Annotated in this window: 17 protein-coding genes; 12 read left to right on the top strand and 5 right to left on the bottom strand. The window is 73.2% G+C overall.

The genetic code is table 11. The features are described from left to right. Positions 1-323, top strand: a 323-nt coding sequence (locus AB8Z75_RS03610; protein WP_369199875.1) for an FAD-binding protein, incomplete at its 5' end; no start/stop codon positions are given. Between the two features lie 51 nt (positions 324-374). Here the strand turns inward: AB8Z75_RS03610 and AB8Z75_RS03605 are convergent. After that, positions 375-1,586, bottom strand: coding sequence for a sensor histidine kinase (locus tag AB8Z75_RS03605; protein WP_369199874.1), 1,212 nt, complete (start codon positions 1,584-1,586; stop codon positions 375-377). A gap of 157 nt (positions 1,587-1,743) precedes the next feature. Between AB8Z75_RS03605 and AB8Z75_RS03600 the strand changes: the two genes are divergently transcribed. The 11 genes from AB8Z75_RS03600 (at position 1,744) to fxsT (ending at position 17,126) form a co-directional block, all read left to right on the top strand. Next, the gene (locus AB8Z75_RS03600) at positions 1,744-1,953 is read left to right on the top strand and encodes a hypothetical protein (protein ID WP_369199873.1); all 210 of its coding nucleotides are present in this window, start codon (positions 1,744-1,746) and stop codon (positions 1,951-1,953) included. A 103-nt stretch (positions 1,954-2,056) separates the two neighbouring features. Beyond that, positions 2,057-2,266 carry a DUF6104 family protein gene (locus tag AB8Z75_RS03595; RefSeq protein WP_369199872.1) on the top strand — a complete coding sequence of 70 codons (210 nt, stop codon included), beginning with the start codon at positions 2,057-2,059 and terminating at the stop codon, positions 2,264-2,266. Positions 2,267-2,473: 207 nt separating this feature from the next. Beyond that, positions 2,474-3,442, top strand: a complete 969-nt coding sequence (locus AB8Z75_RS03590; RefSeq protein ID WP_369199871.1) for a DUF4097 domain-containing protein — start codon at positions 2,474-2,476, stop codon at positions 3,440-3,442. Between the two features lies 1 nt (position 3,443). After that, positions 3,444-4,544: a helix-turn-helix transcriptional regulator gene (locus AB8Z75_RS03585; RefSeq protein WP_369199870.1), complete on the top strand. Its 1,101-nt coding sequence runs from the start codon at positions 3,444-3,446 to the stop codon at positions 4,542-4,544. A gap of 114 nt (positions 4,545-4,658) precedes the next feature. Beyond that, the gene (locus AB8Z75_RS03580) at positions 4,659-5,096 is read left to right on the top strand and encodes a CU044_2847 family protein (protein WP_369199869.1); all 438 of its coding nucleotides are present in this window, start codon (positions 4,659-4,661) and stop codon (positions 5,094-5,096) included. 407 nt (positions 5,097-5,503) lie between these two features. Next, the gene (locus tag AB8Z75_RS03575) at positions 5,504-7,789 is read left to right on the top strand and encodes a trypsin-like peptidase domain-containing protein (protein ID WP_369199868.1); all 2,286 of its coding nucleotides are present in this window, start codon (positions 5,504-5,506) and stop codon (positions 7,787-7,789) included. Further along, a complete protein-coding gene (locus AB8Z75_RS03570) occupies positions 7,786-8,856 on the top strand; it encodes an AAA family ATPase (protein WP_369199867.1) in 1,071 nt (356 codons plus the stop codon). Before AB8Z75_RS03575 ends, AB8Z75_RS03570 begins: the two co-directional genes overlap by 4 nt. 7 nt (positions 8,857-8,863) lie before the next feature. After that, positions 8,864-12,220, top strand: a complete 3,357-nt coding sequence (locus AB8Z75_RS03565; RefSeq protein WP_369199866.1) for an SAV_2336 N-terminal domain-related protein — start codon at positions 8,864-8,866, stop codon at positions 12,218-12,220. A 148-nt stretch (positions 12,221-12,368) separates the two neighbouring features. Next, positions 12,369-12,725 (top strand): hypothetical protein, encoded by a 357-nt coding sequence (locus AB8Z75_RS03560; protein ID WP_369199865.1) that lies wholly within the window; start codon positions 12,369-12,371, stop codon positions 12,723-12,725. Between the two features lie 9 nt (positions 12,726-12,734). Continuing rightward, entirely contained in the window at positions 12,735-14,048 is a 1,314-nt protein-coding gene (locus AB8Z75_RS03555; RefSeq protein ID WP_369199864.1) for an HEXXH motif-containing putative peptide modification protein, read from the top strand. A gap of 60 nt (positions 14,049-14,108) precedes the next feature. Continuing rightward, entirely contained in the window at positions 14,109-17,126 is a 3,018-nt protein-coding gene (gene fxsT / locus AB8Z75_RS03550) for an FxSxx-COOH system tetratricopeptide repeat protein (RefSeq protein WP_369199863.1), read from the top strand. 216 nt (positions 17,127-17,342) lie between these two features. Here the strand turns inward: fxsT and AB8Z75_RS03545 are convergent, their stop codons facing one another. The 4 genes from AB8Z75_RS03545 to AB8Z75_RS03530 form a co-directional block, all read right to left on the bottom strand. Then, positions 17,343-21,251: a multifunctional oxoglutarate decarboxylase/oxoglutarate dehydrogenase thiamine pyrophosphate-binding subunit/dihydrolipoyllysine-residue succinyltransferase subunit gene (locus AB8Z75_RS03545; protein ID WP_369199862.1), complete on the bottom strand. Its 3,909-nt coding sequence runs from the start codon at positions 21,249-21,251 to the stop codon at positions 17,343-17,345. 226 nt (positions 21,252-21,477) lie between these two features. Continuing rightward, positions 21,478-22,617, bottom strand: a complete 1,140-nt coding sequence (locus tag AB8Z75_RS03540; RefSeq protein WP_369199876.1) for an ATP-binding protein — start codon at positions 22,615-22,617, stop codon at positions 21,478-21,480. 197 nt (positions 22,618-22,814) lie between these two features. Further along, positions 22,815-23,609 carry a response regulator transcription factor gene (locus tag AB8Z75_RS03535; RefSeq protein WP_114023889.1) on the bottom strand — a complete coding sequence of 265 codons (795 nt, stop codon included), beginning with the start codon at positions 23,607-23,609 and terminating at the stop codon, positions 22,815-22,817. Positions 23,610-23,678: 69 nt separating this feature from the next. Then, the gene (locus AB8Z75_RS03530; protein WP_369199861.1) at positions 23,679-24,386 is read right to left on the bottom strand and encodes a spermidine synthase; all 708 of its coding nucleotides are present in this window, start codon (positions 24,384-24,386) and stop codon (positions 23,679-23,681) included. Positions 24,387-24,388 lie beyond the last annotated feature (2 nt).

The raw sequence follows: 24,388 nt of genomic DNA, 5'->3' as shown, positions 1-24,388 counted from the left end.
CCTTCGCGCAGGCCGTCGCCGTCGTCCCCAACCCCAACCTCGCCCCGCTCACCAGGCCGCCGTACTACGCCGTCCCCGTCGTCCCCGGCGACCTGGGCACCAAGGGAGGCCTCACCACCGACGAGCACGCCCGTGTCCTCCGTGAGGACGGCAGTGTCATCGGCGGTCTCTACGCCACGGGCAACGCCTCAGCCGCCGTCATGGGCGAGACGTATCCGGGCCCGGGAGCCACCATCGGGCCCGCGATGACGTTCGCCTGGGCCGCGGTCGGTGACATGGCGGACAGCGGGGCGGACAGCGGGGCGGACACCGCGCGCAGGTGAGGCCGGCGCGAGAGGCGCCTCACAGGCGCCCTTCGCCCGAGCCGTGCCGTCTCACGCGGCCGTGCCCGCCCTCTCGGCAGGACCGGGCACCGGTGCCGCTGCGGTGTCCCAGGGGAGCGTGGCGCTGAGGCGGAAGTCGGCGCCGTCCCAGCCGTGTTCGAGGGTCCCGCCGGCCAGCTGGGCGCGCTCGGTCAGGCCGATGAGCCCCAGCCCGGCCCCGGGGACCTCGGGGGGCGCCCCGCCGCGTCCCGCCGGGTTGCGCACTTCGACGGTGAGGCCGCGGCCCGAGGCGCCGCGCACGGTCACCGAGACGGGTGTGCGGGGCCCCGCGCCGTGCTTGCGCGCGTTGGTCAGGCCCTCCTGGACGATGCGGTACGCGGTGCGGCCCGCCACCGTGGGCACGCTCCCGAGCCCGCCCGCCACGTCGAGGTCGAGGCTGACGCGGTTGCCGGCCCGCCGGGACTCGTCCGCCAGCCGCTCCACGTCGGCGAGTACCGGCTGCGGCCTGTCCGACTGTTCGGGGGCTCGCAGCACGCCGATGATCTCCCTCAGGTCCTGCAGCGCCTGGTGCGCGCTCTCCCGGATGATGCCCGCGGCCTGCCCCGCCTGTGCGGGGTCGCCGCCCGGATTGAACTCGAGGGCCCCGGCGTGGACGCTCAGCAGCGACAGCCGGTGGGCCAGAACGTCGTGCATCTCGCGTGCCACGTCCTCGCGGGCCTCCCGCCGCGCGTCGGCCGCCGCGTGCTCCGCCCGCTCGCGGAGCGAGGAGAGCAACTGCCGTCGCGAGCGGACGTACAGCCCCCAGCCGATCGCCCCGGCGAGGAGCACGAAATAGGTGAGCGCCGACTCCGTCCTCGGGTCGCTGGCGTCGGGGCCGCTCGCGAGGATGAACGGCACCGGCGCGTAGGCGAGCGCCGTCACGTACGCCGTCACCCGTGGCGGCCTGCTGACCGCGACGGTGAACAGTGCGACGAGGATCGGCCCCGTCACGAAGTGCGAGAACGGCTCGGCCACCAGCAGCACGAGCGCGAGCGGGACAGGCCACCGGCGCCGCAGGAAGAGCGCCGCGCAGGCGAGCCCGCCCCGCAGCTGGTCGAGGAAGAGCGCTGTGGGTGAGGTACCCGGATCGAGGGCGACCGCGTCGGTGCTCAGCACCAGAAAGCACCCGGCGCACAGGAACGCGCCGATGTCCACGGCCCAGTCGCGTGCACTGCGCCGTCCCGCCCGCCGGACAGCGGCGCTGCTGTTGTGCTCAGACCCCATGCCGCGCAATCTACGGTCGCTGCCGGGCCACTGTCCCCTCCGGGCCGCAGGCAGCGACTTCGGTAGGACAAGGACGCTGTCGATCTCAGACTTTCGTCGCCCGTTCCGCCCCCGAAGCCCGATCCCTGTGCGCATCGGCCGGCGCCAGTCTGCGGGCATGAAGAATCTTCTCGGCTTCGTCGCCTTCCTCCTCATCGCCCAAGGAGCGGGCGGCATCGCCCACAAGCTCACCGGCTGGTTCGACAAGTGGGCGGTCGTCGACCACCTCGGCTTCCTGGACGGCTACGAGATCTACGTCTGCGTGCTGCTCATCGCCCTCGGCTTCGCCGTCGGCGCCGCCTCGGACGCCGTGGGGCGCCACGAGTGACGGATGACCGACGGGTCCGGCATACCCTGGGACGAAGGCCTCAGGCCGCGCCCGTTGTCCCCGTGACCGCCTCGCGGTCGCGTACCTGACCAGGAGCAGAACCGTGTACTTCACCGACCGTGGCATCGAAGAGCTGGAGAAGAGGCGCGGCGAGGAAGAGGTCAGCCTCGCGTGGTTGTCCGAGCAGCTGCGGACTTTCGTCGATCTGAACCCGGACTTCGAGGTGCCGGTGGAGCGGCTCGCCACCTGGTTGGCACGGCTGGACGACGAGGACGACGAGGACGACGAGGACGGCGACGCCGCCGACGACTGAGGCGTTAGGGAGGGCCGCGCCCGGCTTCCCCGGGGGGCCGCAGCCGAGGGGGTTGCGCCTGTCGCGACACACGACATATCGTGTTCCTTCGTAGACGCGATATGTCGTTGCCGTGTGCGGGGACGCCGGGCGTCGCGCGCCACGCCGTGTGCGGGGCCGCGCCGCCCGCGCCGGGCACACCGCAGCGCCGAGCCTGGGGAGGCCGCCGTGCCCGTACCCGACGACCGGTCGTGGCAGATCACCGAGCCGTGGCGGATCGACTTCGACGACCCCGTCACGGAGTTGGACGTGCGCGTGGCGAGCGGGACGGTCAACGTGGTCGGCACCGACGAGGCGGCCACCCGCGTCGAGGTGGGCCGGGTCGAGGGCCCGCCGCTGCTCGTGCGACGCGAGGGCAGCAGGCTGGTCGTCGCCTACGAGGACCTGCCCTGGAGCGGCTTCCTCAAGTGGTTCGAGGGCAAGGGCCGGCGCCGCAGGGCGGAGGTGTCGGTGCGGGTGCCGGCCGATGTCGCCCTGTCCGTCGGAGTGGTGCGGGCCGCTGCCGTCGTCTCCGGTATCCGCGGCAGCACGAAGGTGGCCGGCGTCTCCGGTACGACGACGCTCGTCGGGTTGCGCGGCCCCGTGACGGCCGAGACGGTCTCGGGGGACGTCGAGACCCAGCGGCTGTCGGGGCCGCTGCGCTTCTCCACGGTCTCCGGCGACCTGACGTGCATCGACGGCTCCCTGGGCACGATCACCGCCGACTCGGTCAGCGGGGCGATGATCCTCGATCTGGGCTCCCCCCGAGCGGGCGGCCCCGCCGATATCCGGCTGAGCAGCGTCTCGGGCGAGCTGGCCGTCAGGCTGCCCGACGACGCGGACCTGACGGTGGAGGCCCAGACGGCGGGCGGCGCCGTCTCCAGCGCCTTCGACGAGCTGACGACCGCCGGCTGGGGTTCCTACCGGGTGGCCGGCACCCTGGGCGGCGGCCACGGCACCCTGGAGGCCAACACCGTCTCCGGCGGCGTGGCACTCCTCCGCCGTCCGCCCGGGGCGGACACCTCGGAGGAGGAGCCGCATCCGGGCGACCGCGTCGGCGCGGCCCAGGGCGCCGGAGCGGCCGGCGGTGCCCGTCCGCCAGGGCCTCCCGGTGGTACCGCGCCCCGTGGCAACCCCTCTTCGCCGAAGGACCTGTGACATGCCCCCCGTCTTCGCGCACGGCCGACTGCGCCTGTATCTGCTGATGCTCCTCGCCGAGGCGCCACGCCACGGCTACGAGGTGATCCGTCTCCTCGAAGAGCGCTTCCAGGGCCTGTACGCGCCCTCGGCCGGCACCGTCTACCCGCGGCTGGCCAAGCTGGAGGCCGAGGGGCTCGTCAGCCACACCACCGAGGGGGGCCGCAAGGTGTACGCCATCACCGAGGCGGGCCGAACCGAGCTCGCCGGCAGGCAGGCCGAGCTGGCCGAGCTGGAGATCGAGATCCGCGACTCCGTGGCAGCACTCGCCGGCGACATCCGCGAGGACGTCAGCGGGACGGCCGGCGACCTGCGCCGCGAGATGCGCGAGCAGGCACGCACCACGCGCCACCGGGCGAAGGGCGCCCGCGGCCACGGGAGCACCACCACGGGGTACGACAAGCCCGCCGGCTGGGACGACGGCTGGGGCGAGGGCTGGGAGGGGGTCTGGGGCGACAAGGAGGCGTGGCGGCACGCCAAGGAGGAGATGCGCCGGGCCAAGGACGAGTGGAAGGAACAGGCCCGCAAGGCCAAGGAGGAGGCGCAGCGCGCCAAGCGCCAGGCGAGGAAGGAGCGGGAGGCCCACACCGAGGCGCTGGCCGAGGTGCAGCGTCTCGCCCGTCAGGTGCAGGATCAGGTGCACACCCGCGTGCAGGCGGGCGACTGGTCGGGGGCGGTTCGCGACGGCATGTCGGAACTCGCCCGCGGCATGGGCAGCCTGGGGCGTATCACGGGACAGACCACGGCCTGGCCGCCGTACGTGCGCCCGCACCCGGCCGGTACCGACCCGGACGCCGAGGCGGAGGCTCCGATGGCCGACTCCACGGGCGACCCGGCGCGCGATCTCGAACGGCTCCTCGACCGCTTCCGCGACGACGTGCGGGACGCCGCCCGCGACCACGGCGTCAGCGAAGGGCAACTGCGCGAGGTGCGCCGCCACCTGTCGACCGCCGCCGCTCACATCGGCGTCCTCCTGCGCAATCCCGACGGGGGAGCGGACGGCTCCGCGGCGGACGGGGAACGGGGCGAGAGGGACGGAGGGGAAGGCGGGCGCACCCGGTGATCGACGCCTCGCCCTCGCCCACGCCCACGCCCACGCTCGCGCGAGCAGCCGCCGTGGATGTTCAATAGAAGGGCGGAGCAGGCCCGTTGGGGCAGCAAGCGGTGAGGGGGACGTATGAAGCGGGAGATCCGGGAGATCACGCTGCCGGGCGGCGAGACGCTGCTGGCGCGGGTCCGCGTCCTGGACGAGGACGAGGTCCCGCCGGGGGCCGACGAGTTCCAGTACGACGACGTGGGCACGCGTGACCAGCTCATCGCGCGGGCCCAGCAGCTCAACGAGGTGATCAGCGGTGTCGGATCGGCCGTGCTGAGGGCGGCACGCCAGGCGCGCCCGGACGAGGTCAGCGCCACGTTCGGCGTCGAGCTGGCCGTCAAGTCGGGTAAGGCCCTCGCCGCCGTTCTCGCCGACGGCGAGGCCAAGGCCTCGGTCTCCGTCACCCTCACGTGGCACGCGGCGAACCAGCCGGACGGCGACGGCCGGGACGGCACACCGGAAGGCACGCGGACCGCCGACGGCACCGGCACCCCGGGTACCGCACCGCAGGGCGGGTGACGCCGGGCAGGCGGGTGACGCGCGGGCGCGGGTGCGCATCGGTAAACTGAGGCCCTTGTCGGGCCGGGCCGCCACCCGGCCCGGTCTGGCCCGGCCCTGTCTGGCTCGGCTCGGTCTGGCCTGGCTCGGTCCGGCTCGGGTCCGGTCCCGTATCGGCCTCCCCGGGAGGCCCGGCTGCGCACCCGGGAGAATGGCCGTCCCCCGTCGTGAGTACGGGCTGTGCGGGGGATGTTGGGGCGCCGCCTCTCCCGTCTGTCGCACCCGGGGACTAGCCTGCTACCTCAGGCATCTCACAGAAAGAAGCGACGGGGGAACGGGGCGTAGAGGGGGAGTGCTGTGACCGGAGTGCGAGCCGCGCGGTGCGGGAGGCCACGATTCGGCGTGCTGCTGTGCGCGCCCTGTGCCGCGTGAACGCCCCCACGGGCCTCGCCGACTCCGTTCGCGCTTCCGTCGTGCGCATCGGGGCACCGCCCGAGGGGTACGACGGAAGCAGCGGCGGCGGCGCCAGCGGCGGTCGCGGTGACGGAGTGAGCGGGATCGCCCAACCCCTCGCGGGGAGGCGGTCGTTCTGGGGGAGCGGTTTCTTCGTCGCGCCCGGTTGGGTCCTCACGTGTGCCCATGTCGTCGGCAAGGGCGCCTCGAGCGTGTGGAGGGGGGAGCGCGCCATCGGCATCACGATCGGCGACGACGCGCAGAGCACGGTGCTCCTCGGCGAGCTCGCGTTCGGCCTGCCGCTGCCCGCCGACCCCGAGCAGCCGGAGGCGCGGTGGCCGTTCCCGGACCTGGCGCTCGTTCGGGTGCCGGACGCCCAGGACGTGGACTGCCTGTGGCTGAGCGACCGCTCGGCCCTCACCCCGGCCTCCGTCGGGCTGTACGGCTGGGTGCCGGGGCCCGAGCGCGGCGAGCAGATGTTCTTCACCGGGCTGGCGACGGCCACGGGCGTGCGGGGCCGCCCCCTCATGCTCAGCGGTGACGAGTTGACGGAGGGCTGCTCCGGCGGCCCGGTGCTGGACGAGCGGCGCGGTGCGGTGCTGGGCCTCAGCAAGGGCAAGGGCTCCCGTCCGCACACCGGGGTGGCCACGCGGGTCACCGCGCTGCGCCAGCTGTGCGACGCGGGGCCGCGCGGGGCGCGGGTGCTGCACGAGGTGCTGTCCTCGCACGACCGCTACCACCTGCGGCGCTACCACGGGTTCGGGCACAGCTGGTATCGCCAGCACGCGCGGCTGGGCCCCCTGGGCGGTGAGCCGGCCTACGGGTTCACGGTGGATCGGCGGGCGGAGCTGTACGCGCTGTTCGCCGAGGTGGAACCGCCGGCGAGCGCCGGGCAGGTGCTGCAACTCGCCAACGAGGCGCGGGACATGGTGCTGCGCCTGCCCTACACCCTCAACGAGCACGATCCCCGCTCCTGGCGGGAGGGGGCGGGTCTGCTCTACGAGCCGCGGGACGGCGACGCGCCGGCGGCGGAGCCCTCGCCCGACCTGGCGCTGGAGGCCGTGGTCGTGTACGCCGGTAAGGTGACCGCCGCCCTCACCCGTTCGGGTGCGGCAGGCACGCCGCGTTCGGCGCGCGCGCTGGCGGATCTGCGGGCCTGGGTGGAGCGCACCGGCCACACGCTGCACAACGACGTGATCCGGGCCCGCATCCCCTCCCTCCTGGAGAGCCACCGTCCGGCGTCGGCGGCCAGAGCCAACGTGCTGGTGGAGGTGGAGCCCGACATCTACGGTTCCGGGCGGCACGCCTGGCGGGTGCTGCTGGTGCGCTCGGCCGACAAGGACGAGCTGCTGGCCGGCGACGACGGCGCGGACGAGACCGCCGAGGAGGGGGAGCGGGAGGAGTCCATCGTCGACCAGAGCCGGGAGGAGGTGCCGCGCTCCCGGCTGGAGGAGGCCGTGCGCGGGGCGCTGTCCCAGGCGCTCGACCAGTGCGACGTGGACGAGCACCTGGCGGCGGTGGAGTTCCTGTTGCCGCGGGCGCTGTTCGACGAGCCGGTGGACGAGTGGCGGGTCCGTCCCTACGATCCGGACGACCCGTTCAACCCGCACGCTGTGCCGCTGGGGCAGCGCCGGCTGGTCGTGGTGCGTGACAGGTCCCGCAGGGACCACGGGTACACCCCGGAGGCACGCACCAGGGCCACCGCGGTGCTGGGCGGCCCGATGGAGGCCGTGCCGCTGCGGCGCGAGGTGCCCGTGGCCGGGCACGGCGCGTCGGCGCCCGAGGGCGGGCAGGCCGCTTACGGGCGGTTGCTCGCCGCGCCGCCCGGCGCCGTGCCGGTGTACTGCGCGCGGGCGGGCAGCGGCCCGGGCGCCCGCGCCATGGCGGCGGCGCTCGGCGCGGGGCACGCGGTGGCACTGTGGCGGCACTCGTGCAGCGATCAGCACGACCACGACGACTGCGAGGAGTTCCACGAGCGGGCCGCCGCGCTGCTGCGCCAGGTCCACTCGGCGCGGCAGCTTCCGCAGGAGATCAGGGCGCTGCGGAACACCAACGCCGACCTGGGTGACGGAGGGAGCTGGGAGAGCTGGGACACGGAAGGGGCAACTGGCGTGAACAGTGCGCCAATTGACCACCCAGCGGCCTGGGCACGGCATATCGTCCTGCTTTACGATCCGCCCCACAGGACCATTGGGGACGAACCGTTGCGCGAACCACCGCTCATGCCCAGGCAGTCGACAGCGTTGAGGAGCACATCGTGAGCGATTGGCGCATCTACCGCGGCGCGGGTGTGCCGCACGAGGGCGTGCGGGGGCTGCCCGAGCCGCCCCCGTGGCGCGACTTCACCGGTGCCGGCACCGGCCCCGACAGCCCGGGTGGCGCGGAAGGCGACGGCGGTGACGACGCCGAGGGCGCCGACACCGCGCGGCGGCTGGGCGCGCGGCGACGCCTGGTGGAGAGTCTGCATCCGCGTCCCGAGGAGGTCGAGGCCGTCAACGCGGCGCTGTACCTGCGCCGCCCCCTCCTGGTCACCGGCAACCCGGGCACCGGCAAGTCGACCCTCGCGCACGCGGTCGCGCACGAGCTGGGTCTCGGCCGGGTGCTCCGCTGGCCTGTCGTCAGCCGTACGACGCTGGCGGACGGGCTCTACCACTACGACGCCATCGGCAGACTCCAGGACGTCCAGCTGGACCGTGCCGTGGCCGGCGAGGGCGACTCGTCTCCCGCCCGTCCCCCGATCGGGTCGTATCTGCGGCTGGGTCCGCTGGGTACGGCGCTGCTGCCCGCGCAGGACGGCCCCGACGGGGTGCCGCTGCCCCGGGTGCTGCTCGTCGACGAGCTGGACAAGAGCGACATCGACCTGCCCAGCGACCTGCTCAACGTCCTGGAGGACGGCGAGTTCACCATTCCGGAGCTGGAGCGCATCGCCGACCGCGAGCCGGTCACCGAGGTGCTGACCGCGGACGGCGACAAGGTCCCCATCGAGGGCGGGCGGGTGCGGTGCACGGCGTTCCCGTTCATCGTGCTGACCTCCAACGGCGAGCGGGACTTCCCGGCCGCGCTGCTGCGCCGCTGCATCCAGCTCGACCTCAAACCGCCGGGCGACAAACAGCTCGCCGCGATGGTCTCCGCACATCTGGGCGAAGAGGCGCTTGAGGAGGGCGCCGAGCTGGTTCAGCGGTTCCTGCGCCGCGAGCCCGGGCAGGTCATCGCCACCGACCAGCTGCTCAACGCACTGTTCCTGACACAGCGCGCCTCGGGCGTCGAGAGGGTCACCCGCGACCGGCTCGCCGAGATGCTGCTGCGCCCCCTCGATCGCCCGAGGTGACGCGCTGATGAGTCCGGCGCCGCCCCCGCCGCGACGGCCCACCGGCCGTGCGCGGCCCGAGGCGTCCCCGCCGCAGCCCTCCACGGCCGTCCAGGAGGCCCTGGCCGTCGGGGAGGTGGCTCAGCTGGTGGCGCGGCTGCGGGCCGCCGGCTGGGAACCCTCGTCCGAGGAAGTGGCCGAGGCGCTGTGGCTCGCCCGGTTCACGGCCCACGGGCAGGCGGACGAAGCCGCAGCGGGCGCCCCAAGCCCGCGCTGGCCCGCGGCCGGAGCGCCGCACGCGCAGCCGTCCGCACCGCCGACGCGCGAGGACGAGGAGACGGATCCGGACGAGGCACCGGCGGCGGTCACCGAGCGGACGGCGCCGGTGTCGCTGTTCGCGCCGCGCCGGCACGGGGGCGCGCCGTCCTCGGGCTTCCCGGTGCGCGCCCCGGCGGCGGGGGCGCTGTCCGGGCTCTTGGAACTGCAGCACGCGCTGCGCCCGCTGCACGGCTACCGCCCGCCGCTCCCCCCGGCCACCGGGGGGCTGGACGAGGGCGCCACCGCGGACCTGAGTGCCCGCTCCGCCACGGTGCTGCCCGTGTTCGGCACCGCGATCCGCCGTTACAGCGAGATCCAGCTCATCATGGACGCCTCGCCGACCGCGTCCGTGTGGCAGCCCACGCTGGAGCGGCTGCGCCAAACGTTCGAACAGCTCGGCGTCTTCCGCGACGTGCAGGTCCGCTACCTCTACCGCGCCAGGGACGGCTCCCCGCTCATCGGCACAGGACCGGCCGACGGGACCACCCGGCTGCGCCCCGCCGACCAGTACCGCGACACCACGGGCCGGCGGCTCACCCTGGTCGTCAGCGACTGCGTGGGGGCGCTGTGGCAGGACGGCCGCGCCCAGCGGCTGCTGCACCGCTGGTCGGGGCGGTCCCCGCTGGCCGTCGTCCAGCCGCTGCCGCCCCGCCTGTGGCCGCGTACGGCGCTGCCGGCCGAGCCGGGGACGCTGCTGCGCGAGCGCGGCTCCGGCGGACGTGTCACCTTCGAGCCTGAGGGGTACGGACCGCTGCCGCCCGCCGACGCGGTGGCCGTGCCGGTGCTGCTGCCGACGCCCGAGGCGCTGGGCAACTGGGCGCGGCTGCTGGGCACGGACGGGGAGCGCGCGGTCCCCGGGGCCGCCGCCTGGGTGCTGCCCCGGCACCCGGCGATGCCGCCGCCGCGCACCGCGCCGGGTGGTGTGCCGCCGCGCACGCTGCTGAGGGAGTTCCGCAACACCGCCTCGCCGGGCGCGCTGGATCTGGCGCTGCACCTGTCCGTCGTCCCGCTGCTGCTGCCGGTCATCCATCTCGTGCAGGAGGCGATGCTGCCCGACACGGGGCCGATGGAGCTGGCCGAGGTCCTGCTGTCGGGGCTGTTGACGCGGCTGCCAGAGGAGGAGGGCGAGGGGGAGGGCCAGGCGTCCGCGTACGGGCCGCGCTACACGTTCGCGCCGGGGGTGCGGGAATTGCTGCTCCAGTCGCTGGACCAGAGCGCCGCCGTCCTCACCCTCAAACACCTGTCCGACCATGTGGAGCAGCGTTTCGGCAAGGGCACCCGCAACTTCGCGGCGCTGGCCGTCGCCCAGCTCACCGGGGAGGACGAGGAAGGTCCCCTGGCCTCGCCACGGGACGACGACGAGGTCGACGAGCTGTTCGCCACCATCCCCGCCGAGGTCGTCCGCTTCTACCTGCCCGACGTGCACGCGGCCGACCAGGTGGCCGAAACCGAACGGCTGCTGGGCCAGTGGCGGGCCCAGCGCGACATCCAACTGCTGCACCGCGCTCGTTCGGTGGGAGAAGCCGCACGCGCCGCCGACCGGGACAGCCCGCGCGCCCGGCTGGCCCTCGGTCGCGTCCTGCGCGCCCTCGCGGGAACGGCCGGCGTACGGCGCAGCCCGCAGGGTGCCGAACCCCTGCTGCGGGACGCCGCCGAACTCCTGACGGACGACGCGCCGGCCACCCTGCTGGAGCGGGCCGGCGTCGAGAACGACCTGTGGCAGGCCCGCGGCGGACTGCGGCACCTGTTGCGCGCCGAGCGGCTGCTGCGCTCGTTGGCGGACCGCCTCACGGGGGACACGACGGACCCGGCGCTGCCACCGGACGCCGAGCTGACCCGTAAACTCCGGCTGGGCCGGGTGCTGCTCGCGCTCGCCCACGCAGCACCCGAACACCGCCACAGGGCGGCCCTCGAGGCCGTCAGCGAACTCCGCGAAGTGAGCGACATGCTGGCTGACCGCGCGCCCGGCACCCCCGGGCACTCCAGCGCCCCCACCGACCCCGCGGCCCCGGCCTCCGCCCGGTCGGCGGAGGCCGGCCGTCGGAAGAACAGTGCGGGTACCGAGCCGGTCACCCCGCCGCAGACGTCCGCGCGGGCGCCGGAGTCCGCCTCGTCCCCGGCCGGAGGGGGCGCGGCCACGCAGCAGGGGGTCCCAGCCCCTCAGCAGGGCGTCCCAGCCCCCCAGCAGGGGCCCCCGGCCACGCAGCAGGGGACCCCGGCCGCCCGGCCGGCCACCGCCGTGGACCGCCGCGAGGAGCGGGCGGCCCAGCGCTGCGGCGTCCTGCTCGACCTGGCGTCCGCGCTGCGGCTGAGCGGTGCCCCACCCCGGGAGCGCCTGGAGGTGCTGACGCGGGCCGACTCCGCCGCGGGGGAGCGGACCGGGCTGCGGCTGCGCTGCGCCAGGGAACGCGCCCGCGTGCTGCGCGAGGCCCACGACTGGACGGCCGCGGCGCAGGCGTACACCGAAGCCGAACGGTTCACCCCGCCGGACAGCGTCCAGCGCGGCGAGCTGCTCACCGAGTGGGGGGAGATGCTGCTCACCGACGCGGGCGACCTCTCCCGCGCCGAGGGCATCCTCCGCGAGGCGCTCACCCGCGCACCGACGGGCAGCCCCGCGGTGGCCCGTGCGGCACTGCTGCTGGGCCGCGTACTGCTGCTGCGCTACGACGCGGAGCAGTTCAGGCCCGACCTGTACGAGGGGTGCCATCTGCTGGAGCAGGCGGCCCGGCAGGGCGCGGACGCGGAGAGCCGGGCGCAGGCGTGGCTGCGGCTGGGCAGGGCCCGTGCCCTGTTTCCCGCGGGGACGCCGCAGTCCCAGCAGGCGGGTGCGGAGCTCACCAGCGCGCTGGAGGAGGTGGCGGGCGCCCACGAGGGCGGTTCCCTCACGGTGGCCAGGGCGCTGCACGCGCGCGGCGACTTCCACCGTGCGCAGGGCCGCGAGGTGGACGCGTTGGCCGACTACCGCGCGGCGGAAGCCGAATGGCAGCTGCTGGCCGGTCACCTGGCGGACGTCCCCTGGGACGAGGTGCGCGACACCAGGGGCCGGGTGGCCGAATTGGGACGCTGAGGACGTGCGTTGCACGCGTGCCGTGGCGTGAGTACCGGCCGAATGCGACGGTCGTGTGCGGCGAACGTGTTTCCGGATACCTGCTACGGGAAAGGAAAACCATCCGTGGCTACCGCCCCCGGGCGGAGTTCTAGGGGAGGAGAAAAGCGTGGCCGTGCGGACCGATGGCACGTCCCGTGGCCCGGGCCGTCAGACCGAAGCGGCACCGCCGCCTCTGCCCGACCTGACGGGCCTGACTCTACGCGCGCTGAGGACCTGCGACGATCCCGCCGTCACGGCGGTGGTGGAGAACACCCTGCGCGACGGGGAGGAGCTGTCGCGGATGTGGAGGTCCGGCACCAAAGGTGGCGAGGGCGTCGACGGGGAGGGCCATATCTCGCAGGGCGCGTCCCGGGCGGGGGAACGGAAGAGCGTGTTTCAGACAATCTCCGGCGCCGCGCAGGGCAGCGGTGGCCGGACGGGTACCGCGGGAGGGCGCGGAGCGGGCCGCCAGAACCCGCTGTGACCCGCCGCGATGACGCCATTCGACATACCGGACCGCCAACTGCGCCGGATGGGAGAGACCCGGCCGCAGCCGGGGGAGGCGGCGGCGTTGGGCGCCTGGCTGCACTCCCGGCGCCTCGTCCTGCTCAAGGCGCTGCTGACGCGCGTCGAGCGCGCCCACCCGCCCGAGCGGACCGCCCGCGCGCTGGACGCGCACTGGGCGCTGCTGGAACAGGCCGAGTCCCACGACCCGGCCGCCGCGCGGTCGGCGCTCGGCTATCCCGCCGTCGGCAACTGGCTCGCGCACACCCTTGAGGCCGGCCCCGAGGGACTGTCCGCGGCCCTCGCCGGCTCCGGACCGCTCGCCGCCGCCGTCGCCACCGCTGCCGGCACCGCCTTCAGGCTCGACCTGCCGACCTCCGGCGGACGGCTGACGCTGCCGGGGCTGGGCACGTACCTCACGGACGCCCCGTACGCCCGTCTCGAAGCGGCGGGCGACGACGTGTCCTTCACGCCGCGGGGCGGCCGTACGGTCCGCCTGCCGCGTGCCGCCGTCCTCGGCCACGGATACGACGCGGAGCAGGCCCCCTGGCACCCGCTGCGGGGGCTCACGGGCGGTTTCGCGGTCCTGGACGACCGCGACCCCCACCTGGGCGACGGGACGCGCCCGGCGGGCCTCGGGGGACTGCGGCCCGTCACCCTGGCCGCGTCGGGCGAGGCGGACACGTGGCACAGACTGTGGAAGCGGGCCCTCCGCCTGCTGCGGGAGGCCGACCGGGAACGCGCGGCAGAGGTCACCGGGCTGGTGCGGTCCCTCGTTCCCGTGCTGTGGAAGCCCCAGGGGCGCGCCAGCGCGACCCGGATGGCCGCCCCCTGGGCGGTGCTGGTGACGCGCCCGCACACGCCGGAGGAGCTGGCCGAGGTCCTCGTCCACGAGGTGCAGCACAGCAAACTCGCCGTTCTCGAGGGCGTGGTGCGGCTCAGCAGGCCGGGCACGGAAGCGGTCTTCCAGGTCGGCTGGCGCAGCGACCCCAGGCCGCTGGACGCCGTGCTGCAGGGCACCTACGCGCACCTGGCCCTCGCCGACCTGTGGGACAGGCTCGCCCGCCGTGCCGCGGCGACCCCCGCCGAGCGAACGGCCGCGCGGGGGCGCCGCGCGGACTTCCTCACCCAGGTCGACCATGCTCTTTTCCTCCTTCTGGGCTCTGGTCAACTGACCCGCCAGGGCACAGAGTTCGTGGAGGGGATGCGCCGCCGCCACGCGCGGCTCACCGCCTCAGGCGGCCGGGACGCCCGCGGCGTCGCCGTCGCTGCCGACAAGCTCACAAACGGTCACTTTGGGTAGTCTTGCCGTACAGGTCGCCCCCGGGGTGACGACGGCTGCTGGACGAGGGAGAACGCAGGCATGGTCGCTCAGCGGGAACCGGCTCGGGGCACCCCGCCCGGAGACGAGTCCGAGCACTTCGTGGTGGTCTTCCCCGGCTACCACCGCGCCTGGGGCCACTGGATCGCGCACCGGCTGGAGAGTCACGGCCACCGCACCACGCTCCAGCGCTGGGACCCGGACCGCGAGCAGCCGCTGCACGAAGCGCTGGGCGACCTCCAGCTGGCCTCGGGACGCGTGCTGCTGGTCATCAGCGACGTGTTCCTGCAACTCGGCCCGCGCACCGAGGCCGACTGGAACACGGTGCTGCGCGGCTACGTGGCCGCGCACGCCGACCGGTTCGCCGCCGTCAACCTGACCAACCGCGAGCTGCTGCCCGCCACCGCGGTGCTGGAGCCGGTCAACCTGTGGGGCGTCGGCGAGGAGGAGGCCGAGCGCAGGCTGCTGAACCGGCTGGGGCTCAGCCCGCGCCGCGCGCCCGCGGCGCAGACCGGCTACACCAGCCGCTACCCCAACGACCCGCCGGACGTGTGGGGGGAGGTGCCGCGCCGCAACGGGCGTTTCACGGGCCGCGACGTGATCCTCAACGAGCTCCAGGAGCGGCTGATGGACGCGGAGCAGGGCGCGGCCGTGTGCGCGCTCGTCGGCATGGCGGGCATCGGCAAGACGCACATCGCGGCCGAGTACGCGCACCGCTTCGGCCCTGACTACGACGTCGTCTGGTGGGTCAACTGCGACCAGCGCAACACCCAGCGCGAGACGTTCGGGCAGCTCGCCGTCGAACTCGGGCTCGACCGCGCGGGCGACGTCGGCGAGCGGCTGCGCACCGTGCGGGAGGCGCTGCGCAAGAACACGCCCTCGGGGCGGTGGCTGCTCATCTTCGACGGCTGGGAGGACCCGGAGGAAGCCGCCACCTTCCTGCCGCACGGCGGCAGCGGCCACGTCCTGATCACCTCGCGCAACAAGAGCTGGCGCGCCGCCACCGACATCAAGCAGATCGCCGCCTTCCGCCGCGCCGAGTCCACCGGCTACCTGATGCGCCGCGCCCCGCACATCACCGCCGAGCAGGCCGACGAGGTGGCCGGCGAGTTCCAGGACCTGCCGCTCCAGCTCGCCCAGGCGGCGGCCTGGCTGGGCGAGGAGGGCATGGAGGTCCCCGAGTACCTGCGCATGGTGCGCGGCGTGGGGCTGACCCGACTGGAGTCGGGCACCATGCCGGACGACTACCCGTACTCGTCGCTGACCTCCTGGTCGATGCTGCTGAACAAGCTGCGCAAGTCCGAGCCGCGCGCCGTCGACCTGCTCTCCCTGTGCGCGGTCTTCGCCCCCGGACGCATCCCGCTCGGCCTCGCGCGCGGCATCCCCGCCGCCGAACTGCCCGACAACCTGCGGTGGATCGCCAGCGACCGCTCCAGCTGGGCGCGCGCCCTCGACTCGCTGGTCAACTACTCGGTGATCACCCGCGAGTCGCGCGTCCAGGCCGGCGAGAGCGAGCAGAACGACTCGGTGCTGATGCACCAGGTCGTCCACAGCGTCGTCAGCGAGCTGACCCAGGGCCGCAACAACGACGCCGTCCGCGGCACCGTGCACCGGCTGCTGGTCGAGGCCGATCCGGGCGCGCCGAACGACAGCCGACAGTGGGGGCGCTACGCCGAGTTGCTGCCGCACCTGCTGCCGTCGATCGCGCCTTCCAGCAAGGAGCGCCGCGTCCAGGAGATGCTGCTGAACTGCCTGCGCTACTGCTACAACTCGGGCGAGTTCACGCTCGGAGCCGAGCTGGCAGCCAGCATCCGCACGGAGTGGGAGAGGTTCCTCGGCTCCGACGCGCAGCAGATGCTCTCCCTCGCCACCCTCCAGGGGAATGTGCTGCGCGCGGCCGGACGCTTCCGCGAGGCGCAGATCCTCGACGCCGACCGGCTGGAGCGCCTCGCGGAGGTGCCGCGCTCCGAGGGCCCCTACGAGGAGGCCCTCATGGAGGCCACCAGCTGTCTGGCCGCCGACCTGCGCCTGCTCGGTCAGTACGACGAGGCGCTGCAGCGCCAGGAGAGAGTCGTCGAGGTCGCCCGCCGGCTCTACGGCCCCGACGAGGGCGCCAGCCTGCTGGCGCAGCACAACCTCGCCGTCGGGCTCAGGCTGCTCGGCCGCTACGAGGAGGCCTACGACACCGACCTGGACACCCTGCGCGCCCGCGAACAGGTGCTGCGCGCCCGCCACCCCTACACGCTCGGCAGCGGTAACTCCTGCGCCCGCGACCTGCGCCTGCTGGGCCGCTACCAGGAGGCGCTGGCCCGCCAGGAGCTCGCCATGCGGCTCCAGCTCCAGGTGCTCGGCGCCCAGCACCCGCAGACGCTGATGGCCCGGCACAACCTGATGCTGTGCCAGCGCCGCGCGGGCACGCCCCGGCAGGACATCGCGACGGCGATGGCGCTCCTGCTCGACCAGCAGGAGCAGGTGCACAGCCGCGGCCACTACACGACGCTGTCCCTGATGACGGACTACGGCAACTTCCTGCGCGAGCACGGCGATCTCACCCTCGCACGGGAGCTGCTGACGGAGGCCGAGGAGGGCTTCCGCGCCCTGCTGGGGCCCGCGCACCCGGTGCCGACGGCCATGCAGTCCAACGCGGGCCTCGTCCTGCAGATCGAGGGCGAACGCGACGGCGCCCTGAACATGTTCGAGCAGGCCCTCGCCGGCGTCACCTCGCTGCTGGGCCCCGACCACCCCGTCACCCTCGGCTGCGCGTTGAACACCAGCGGCGGGCGCCACCTCGCCGAGGCCCTGGAGGACGCCCACGAGCTCAGCCGTGACACGCTGGAGCGCTCCCGGCGCGTGCTGGGCGAGGACCACCCCCTCACCCTTTCGTGCATGGTGGCCCAGGCCATCGACCTGCGCTCCCTGCGCCGCCGCGACGAGGCCCGCGCGGTGGAGAGCGACGCGTTGGAGCGCCTGACCCGCTCGCTGGGGGCCCAGCACCAGCAGACCCTCTCCGCCCGGCAGCGCACCCGCCCGTACTGGGACTACGAGCCGTACCTGGGCTGAGCAGGCCAGGTACGGCCCGGCCCGACCCGGTCCGGTTCGGATCAGCCCGGTCCGGTCTGGTCCGGTCCGGCCCGATCCGATCAGATCCGGTCTGGTCCGGGCCGGAGCAGACCGGGTGGCACGCGGCTCGGGCGGCGCGCCTCCCGGACGCCCGAGGGCCCCCACCGCGGTCGCGGTGGGGGCCCTCGGTTGCTTCTGCGGCAGGCGTCAGGCGTCTCAGATGTCGAAGACTTCCTTGACGAGCTGGGCCTGCTCCTCCGCGTGCCGCTTGCCCGAGCCCACGGCGGGCGAGGACGAGGACGGCCGGGAGACGCGGCGCAGCCGGTCCGCGTTCGGCACCGGTTCCGAGCCGATGATCAGGTCCAGGTGGTCGACCAGGTTGAGCGCGATGAACGGCCACGCGCCCTGGTTGGCCGGCTCCTCCTGGGCCCAGACGTACTTCTCCGCGTTGGTGAAGCGCGCCATCTCGGTCTGGATCTCCTTGCCGGGCAGCGGGTAGAGCCGCTCCAGCCGGATGATGGCGGTGTCCGTGAGGTCGCGCTTCGTCCGCTCGGCGTCCAGGTCGTAGTAGACCTTGCCGGAGCAGAAGATGACCTTGCGGACGTTCGCCGGGTCCAGCTTGCCGCTGTCGACGAGCGTGTCACCGATGACCGGACGGAAGCCGCCTGTGGTGAACTCCTCCGCCTTGGAGGCCGCCGCCTTCATCCGCAGCATCGACTTCGGGGTGAAGACGACCAGCGGCTTGTGGTGCGGGTTGTGCACCTGCCAGCGCAGCAGGTGGAAGTAGTTCGACGGCAGCGTCGGCATCGCGACGGTCATGCTGTTCTGCGCGCACAGCTGGAGGAACCGCTCGATGCGGGCCGAGGAGTGGTCGGGGCCCTGCCCCTCGTAGCCGTGCGGCAGGAGCAGGGTCACACCGGAGGTCTGGTTCCACTTCTGCTCGGCCGAGGAGATGAACTCGTCGATGACCGTCTGGGCGCCGTTCATGAAGTCACCGAATTGCGCCTCCCACATCACCAGCGCGTCCGGCCTGGCCAGCGAGTAGCCGTACTCGAAGCCCATCGCCGCGTACTCGCTCAGCAGCGAGTCGTAGACGTTGTAGCGCGCCTGGTCCTCCGCCAGGTACAGCAGCGGGGTGTAGTCCTCGCCGGAGTTCTGGTCGAGCAGCACCGCGTGCCGCTGCCCGAAGGTGCCGCGACGGGAGTCCTGCCCCGACAGCCTGACCGGCGTGCCCTCCATCAGCAGCGAGCCGATGGCCAGCGTCTCGCCCATCGCCCAGTCGATCGTGCCGTCCTCGACCATCTGCGCGCGGCGCTGGAGCTGCGGCAGCAGGCGCGGGTGGACGGTGATCCGGTCGGGCATGTTGACCTGCGACTCGGCGATCCGCTTGACGACCTCCTGGGAGATCGCGGTGTCCAGACCGACGGGGAACTCCGCCTGCGGTGCCGGGACCTCGGCGGCCATCGGCTGCGCCGTCGCGTCACGGACCTCGGTGAAGACCTTCTCCAGCTGGCCCTGGAAGTCCTGCAGCGCCTGCTCGGCCTCCTCCAGGCTGATGTCGCCGCGCCCGATCAGCGACTCGGTGTACAGCTTGCGCACCGAGCGCTTCTTGTCGATCAGGTGGTACATCAGCGGCTGGGTGAACGAGGGGTTGTCCGTCTCGTTGTGCCCGCGCCTGCGGTAGCAGATCAGGTCGATGACGACGTCCTTGTTGAACGCCTGCCGGTACTCGAAGGCCAGCCGGCCCGCGCGCACCACGGCCTCCGGGTCGTCGCCGTTGACGTGCAGGACCGGGGCCTCGATCATGCGGGCCACGTCCGTGGAGTACATCGACGAGCGCGCCGACTCGGGCGGCGCGGTGTACCCGACCTGGTTGTTGATGACGATGTGGATCGTGCCGCCGGTGCGGTAGCCGCGAAGCTGCGACATGTTCAGCGTCTCGGCCACCACGCCCTGGCCCGCGAAGGCCGCGTCGCCGTGCAGCGCGATCGGCAGCACCGTGAAGTCCGTGCCGCCCTTGCCGATGATGTCCTGCTTGGCGCGGGCGACACCCTCCACGACCGGGTCGACCGCCTCCAGGTGCGAGGGGTTGGCCGTCAGCGAGACCTTGATCTGCTCGCCGTCCAGGCCGGTGAAGACGCCCTCCGCGCCCAGGTGGTACTTCACGTCGCCGGAGCCGTGCATCGACTTCGGGTCGAGGTTGCCCTCGAACTCCCGGAAGATCTGCGCGTACGGCTTGCCCACGATGTTCGCCAGCACGTTCAGCCGGCCGCGGTGCGCCATGCCGATCACGGTCTCGTCCAGCCGCGACTCGGCCGCCGCGTCGATGACCGCGTCCAGCAGCGGGATGACGGACTCGCCGCCCTCCAGCGAGAAGCGCTTCTGCCCCACGTACTTGGTCTGCAGGAACGTCTCGAAGGCCTCGGCCGCGTTCAGCCGGCGCAGGATGCGCAGCTGCTCGTCGCGCTCCGGCTTGGAGTGCTGCCGCTCGATGCGGTCCTGGATCCACTTGCGCTGCTTGGGGTCCTGGATGTGCATGTACTCGATGCCGGTGGTGCGGCAGTACGAGTCACGCAGCACGCCCAGGATGTCGCGCAGCTTCATCATGGACTTGCCGGCGAAACCGCCGACCGCGAACTCCCGCTCCAGGTCCCACAGGGTCAGACCGTGCTCGGTGATGTCCAGGTCGGGGTGCTTGCGCTGCTTGTACTCCAGCGGGTCGGTGTCGGCCATGATGTGGCCGCGGACCCGGTAGGAGTGGATCAGGTCGAAGACGCGCGCGGCCTTCGTGACGTCGTCGTCGTGCGAGGCGTCGATGTCCTGCATCCAGCGCACGGGCTCGTACGGGATGCGCAGCGCACGGAAGATCTCGTCGTAGAAGTTGTCCTCGCCCAGCAGCAGCTGCGAGACCTTGCGCAGGAACTCGCCGGAGGCCGCACCCTGGATGACCCGGTGGTCGTAGGTGCTGGTGAGGGTCATCACCTTCGAGACGCCGAGCCGGTTGAGGGTGTCCTGCGAGGTGCCCTGGAACTCGGCCGGGTACTCCATCGCGCCGACGCCCATGATCAGGCCCTGGCCCGGCATCAGACGCGGCACCGAGTGCACGGTGCCGATGCCGCCCGGGTTGGTCAGCGAGCAGGTGACGCCGGAGAAGTCCTCCATCGTCAGCTTGTTGTTCCTGGCCCGGCGGACGATGTCCTCGTAGGCCTGCCAGAACTCGAAGAAGGTCAGCGTCTCGGCCTTCTTGATGCCCGCCACGACGAGCTGGCGGTCGCCGTTCGGCTTCACCAGGTCGATGGCCAGACCCAGGTTCACGTGGTCCGGCTTGACCAGGGTGGGCTTGCCGTCCTTCTCGGTGAACGCGTGGTTCATCGAGGGCATCGCCTTGAGCGCCTGCACCATGGCGTAGCCGATCAGGTGCGTGAACGACACCTTGCCGCCGCGGGCGCGCTTGAGGTGGTTGTTGATGACGATGCGGTTGTCGAACAGCAGCTTCACCGGGACCGCGCGCACGGACGTGGCCGTGGGCAGCTCCAGGGAGGCGTTCATGTTCTTGGCCACGGCCGCGGACGGGCCGCGCAGCGCCACGTACTCCGGACCCTCGGCCTGGCCCTCCGCCGCGGCCTTGCCGCCGTCCGAGGCCTTCGCCGCGCCCGCGGGCCGGGCCGCCGGCTTGGCGGCGGGCTTGGGCTCCGCCTTCTGCCGCGGCTCGGCCTTCTGCTGCGGCTCGGCCGGTGCGGCGGCCTGCTGGGGCTGTGCCTGCGCCTGCTTCGGCTGGGCGGCCTGCGCGGGGGCGCTCGCGGGCTGGGCGGCCTGCTGGGCCTGTGCCTGTGCCTGCGGCGCGGCGGAGGACGCCGGGGCCTGGGCCGGCGCGGCCTTCGGGGAGGCGTCCCGTGGGGTGCCCGCGCCGTCCGGCGCCGCGGCCCCTTCGGAGGACTCCGGCTGATAGTCAGCGAAGAAGTCCCACCAGGCTCGGTCTACCGAGTTCGGGTCCTGGAGGTACTGCTGGTAGATCTCGTCGACGAGCCACTCGTTCGGCCCGAACGCCGGACCAGGGTCTTTACCCTGTCCGTCCTTCCGTTCCGTAGAGGTGCTCGATGAGCTGTTGGGGGACTGTGACGACACGGCGGCAACCGCCCTCTTCCGCTTCCTTAGGTGGTGGACAGCGGAAATAAAGGCTACGCCTCTCCTGGCGAGAGGCGTAGTCCGGGCGGCCCCTTGGTCACGTACGTCACATTAAGCAGCCGGTTTCGGGCCAGGACTTGGCGGGAATCACTCACGGTTTTGCCTCGCGGACGGAACCGGACACCCCACCAGGTGCGTCCCCGGGCCCCCTGGACGCGGGAAAGCGTCAATCCGGCTGCCCGCTCGTCCCCGGAAGAGTGAGCTGGATCCGGCAACCGCGCGGCGATTCGGCCACTCGGATCGAGCCGCCGTGCAACTCCACCGCCCAGCGCGCGATGGCCAGCCCCAGACCTGTGCCGCCCCCTGGGCTGATGCCCTGGGCGCCCCGAGTGGACTCGGTGCTGTGTGTGCCGTTGAACCGGTCGAAGACCCGCTGCCGCTCGGCCTCGGGTATGCCGGGCCCCTCGTCCAGCACCTCGACCTCCAGGCTGTCGGCGGACCCGCCCGCTGCCGCCTCGCCGCCCGGCCTGGCCCGGACCGTGACCCGGCCGTGCTGCGGGCTGTGCTTGACGGCGTTGTCGATCAGATTCGCCACCACCTGATGCAGCCGTTCGGGGTCGGCGTAAGCCGTCAGCTCGGGCGGCGAGACGTCCAGATGCAGGTGGACATCCTTACGGGAGTGCCCGGAGCCCTTGCTCATGTTGGCCTCCTTCAGCACGCCCGCCAGGTACGGCCACACCTCGAAACGCCGCGAGTGCAGCGGGACGACCCCGCTGTCCAGCCGGGAGAGATCCAGCAGGTGAGCCACCAGGCGGCCCAGCCGTTCGGTCTGCGACAGTGCTGTGCGCATCGTCTCCGGGTCGGCGTCCGAGACACCGTCCACGACGTTCTCCAGGACCGCGCGCAGCGCCGCGATCGGGGTGCGCAGCTCGTGCGACACATTGGCGACCAGCTCCTTGCGGTGCTGGTCGACGGCCTCCAGATCGGCAGCCATCCGGTTGAAGTTCTCGGCCAGTTCTCCGAACTCGTCCCGCCGGCCGCCACGCACCCGGCGGGAGTAGTCGCCGCCCGCCATCGCCTTGGCCGCGTCCGTCATCTCGTCCAGCGGCGCCGTCACCGACTGCGCCACGAACTGGGTGATCAGCAGGGAGGCCACGATCGAGATGATCGTGATGACCCGCAGCTCGGTCGCCGACTGCACCGCGAAGAGCGCCAGCAGTGTGGTGATCACCACGGAGACGATCACCAGCGCGCCGAGCGCCGCCTTGACCGACCTGTACGGGTCCAGCGGACGCAGACCCTCCCACAGCCGCTCCCACCAGTGGGAACCGACGCGGGCCGCCGCAGAGCGCTTCCAGCGGCTCAGCGAGCGGGCCAGCAGCGTCGGCGGYCCGGGGGGGCCGGAGCCCGACGAGCCGGAAGGGCCGTGGGGGCCGGAAGGGCCATGGGGGCCGGATGGGCCGGGAGAGCCGTGCGGGCCGGATGGGCCGGGAGAGCCGTGGGGGCCGGACGAGCCGGAGGGGCTGGACACCGAAGCGAACACGCGCGCCGTCCCGCCGCCCGTCAGGAGCTCTCCGTCGCGGCACCCGTCACCGGCGCGGGGGCGCCGTCGGGTCCTGGGGTCTCCAGCGCGTACCCCACCCCGTGCACCGTGCGGATGCGCTCGGCGCCGATCTTGCGCCGCAGGGCCTTGATGTGGCTGTCCACGGTGCGGGTGCCGGACGCGTCGGCCCAGTCCCACACCTCGGCCAGCAGCTGCTCGCGGGAGAGCACCGCGCGCGGCGAGTGCGCCAGGCACACCAGCAGGTCGAACTCCGTCGGCGTCAGGTGCACGTCCTCGCCGCCGACGCGGACCCGCCGCTGGGCGTGGTCGATCTCCAGTTCGCCGAGCCTGAGTATGCCGTTGCGCGGCGTGCTCGCCGCCTGCGTCGCCCGCTCGACCCGGCGCAGCAGCACGTGCACCCGGGCGGCGACCTCGCGCATCGAGAACGGCTTGGTCATGTAGTCGTCGGCGCCCACGCCGAGACCCACCAGCATGTCCGTCTCGTCGTCCCGCGCGGTCAGCATCAGCACCGGAACCGGGCGCTGCGCCTGCACCCGGCGGCAGACCTCCAGGCCGTCGAAGCCGGGCAGCATCACATCCAGCACCAGCAGATCGGGCTGCCACGCCTCGGCGGTGTCCACCGCGGCGGGCCCGTCACCGGCCGTCTGTACCTGGAAGCCCTCCGCGCGCAGCCGCCGCGCGATCGCGTCGACGATGGTGGGATCGTCCTCCACGACGAGAATGCGTCGCTGAGCGCCGGGGGTGGTCGCGGCGACGGCTCCGCCAGCTGTCTGAGTGGTGTTCTTCTGGTCCATACGACCCCGCCCCTGTGGCTCTTCCGGCTTTCTTGGAACAGCAGCGTAAGGGCCTGCTCCACCGCTCGGCTACGCCGGTCGGGCTGCGAAGTGGACCACGTCGGGGACGCCTCGGACGACGGGGATCTCATCCGTCCGAACACGGCAGAACCCCGCATTCACGAGTGATCGTTCGAATGCGGACGAGGGTTGCGCCGACCAGACGGCGAGGACGCCCCCCGGAGCGAGCGCCTCCCGGCAGGCCGCCAGACCTGTGGGGGAGTAGAGGGAGGAGTTGTCGTCGGTGACGGTCCACTCGGGACCGTTGTCGATGTCCAGGCACAGCGCGTCGAAACGGCCGCCGCCGCCCGCCGCCGCCTCGTGTACGTACGCCACCAGGTCGGCCTCCACCAGCGCGGTGCGCGGATCGGCCAGCGCATCGGCGGAGAGCTGGGAGAGCGGCCCTGTGTGGTGCCAGTCGAGGATGGCCGGCTCGCGCTCCACCACGGTGATACCGCCCCAGCGCGGCTCCGCGGCCGCCTCCGCGAGCGAGAAACCGACTCCCAGCCCGCCGATCAGCAGCCGGGGGCCCGCGCGGGTGTCGAGTTCCTCCAGCGCCGCCCGCACCAGCAGCCGCTCGGACCGTCCGTCGGAGGTGTCCATCAGGAAGCAGCCGTTGGCGATGATCTCGTAGTGCGTCCCGCGCCGCCGCAGGACGACCTCACCCCACGGCCCCTCGCGCCGCTCAAGGGTGACGGCGGTGTCGGTGGCCGGGGCGGAGACGGCGGAATACGGCATGG

Origin of the sequence: Streptomyces sp. PU-14G, from assembly GCF_041028275.1 — a bacterium.
Lineage (GTDB): Bacteria > Actinomycetota > Actinomycetes > Streptomycetales > Streptomycetaceae > Streptomyces.
The sequence above is the reverse complement of the archived record's forward strand: the minus strand, read 5'-3'. Positions and strand labels throughout refer to the sequence as shown.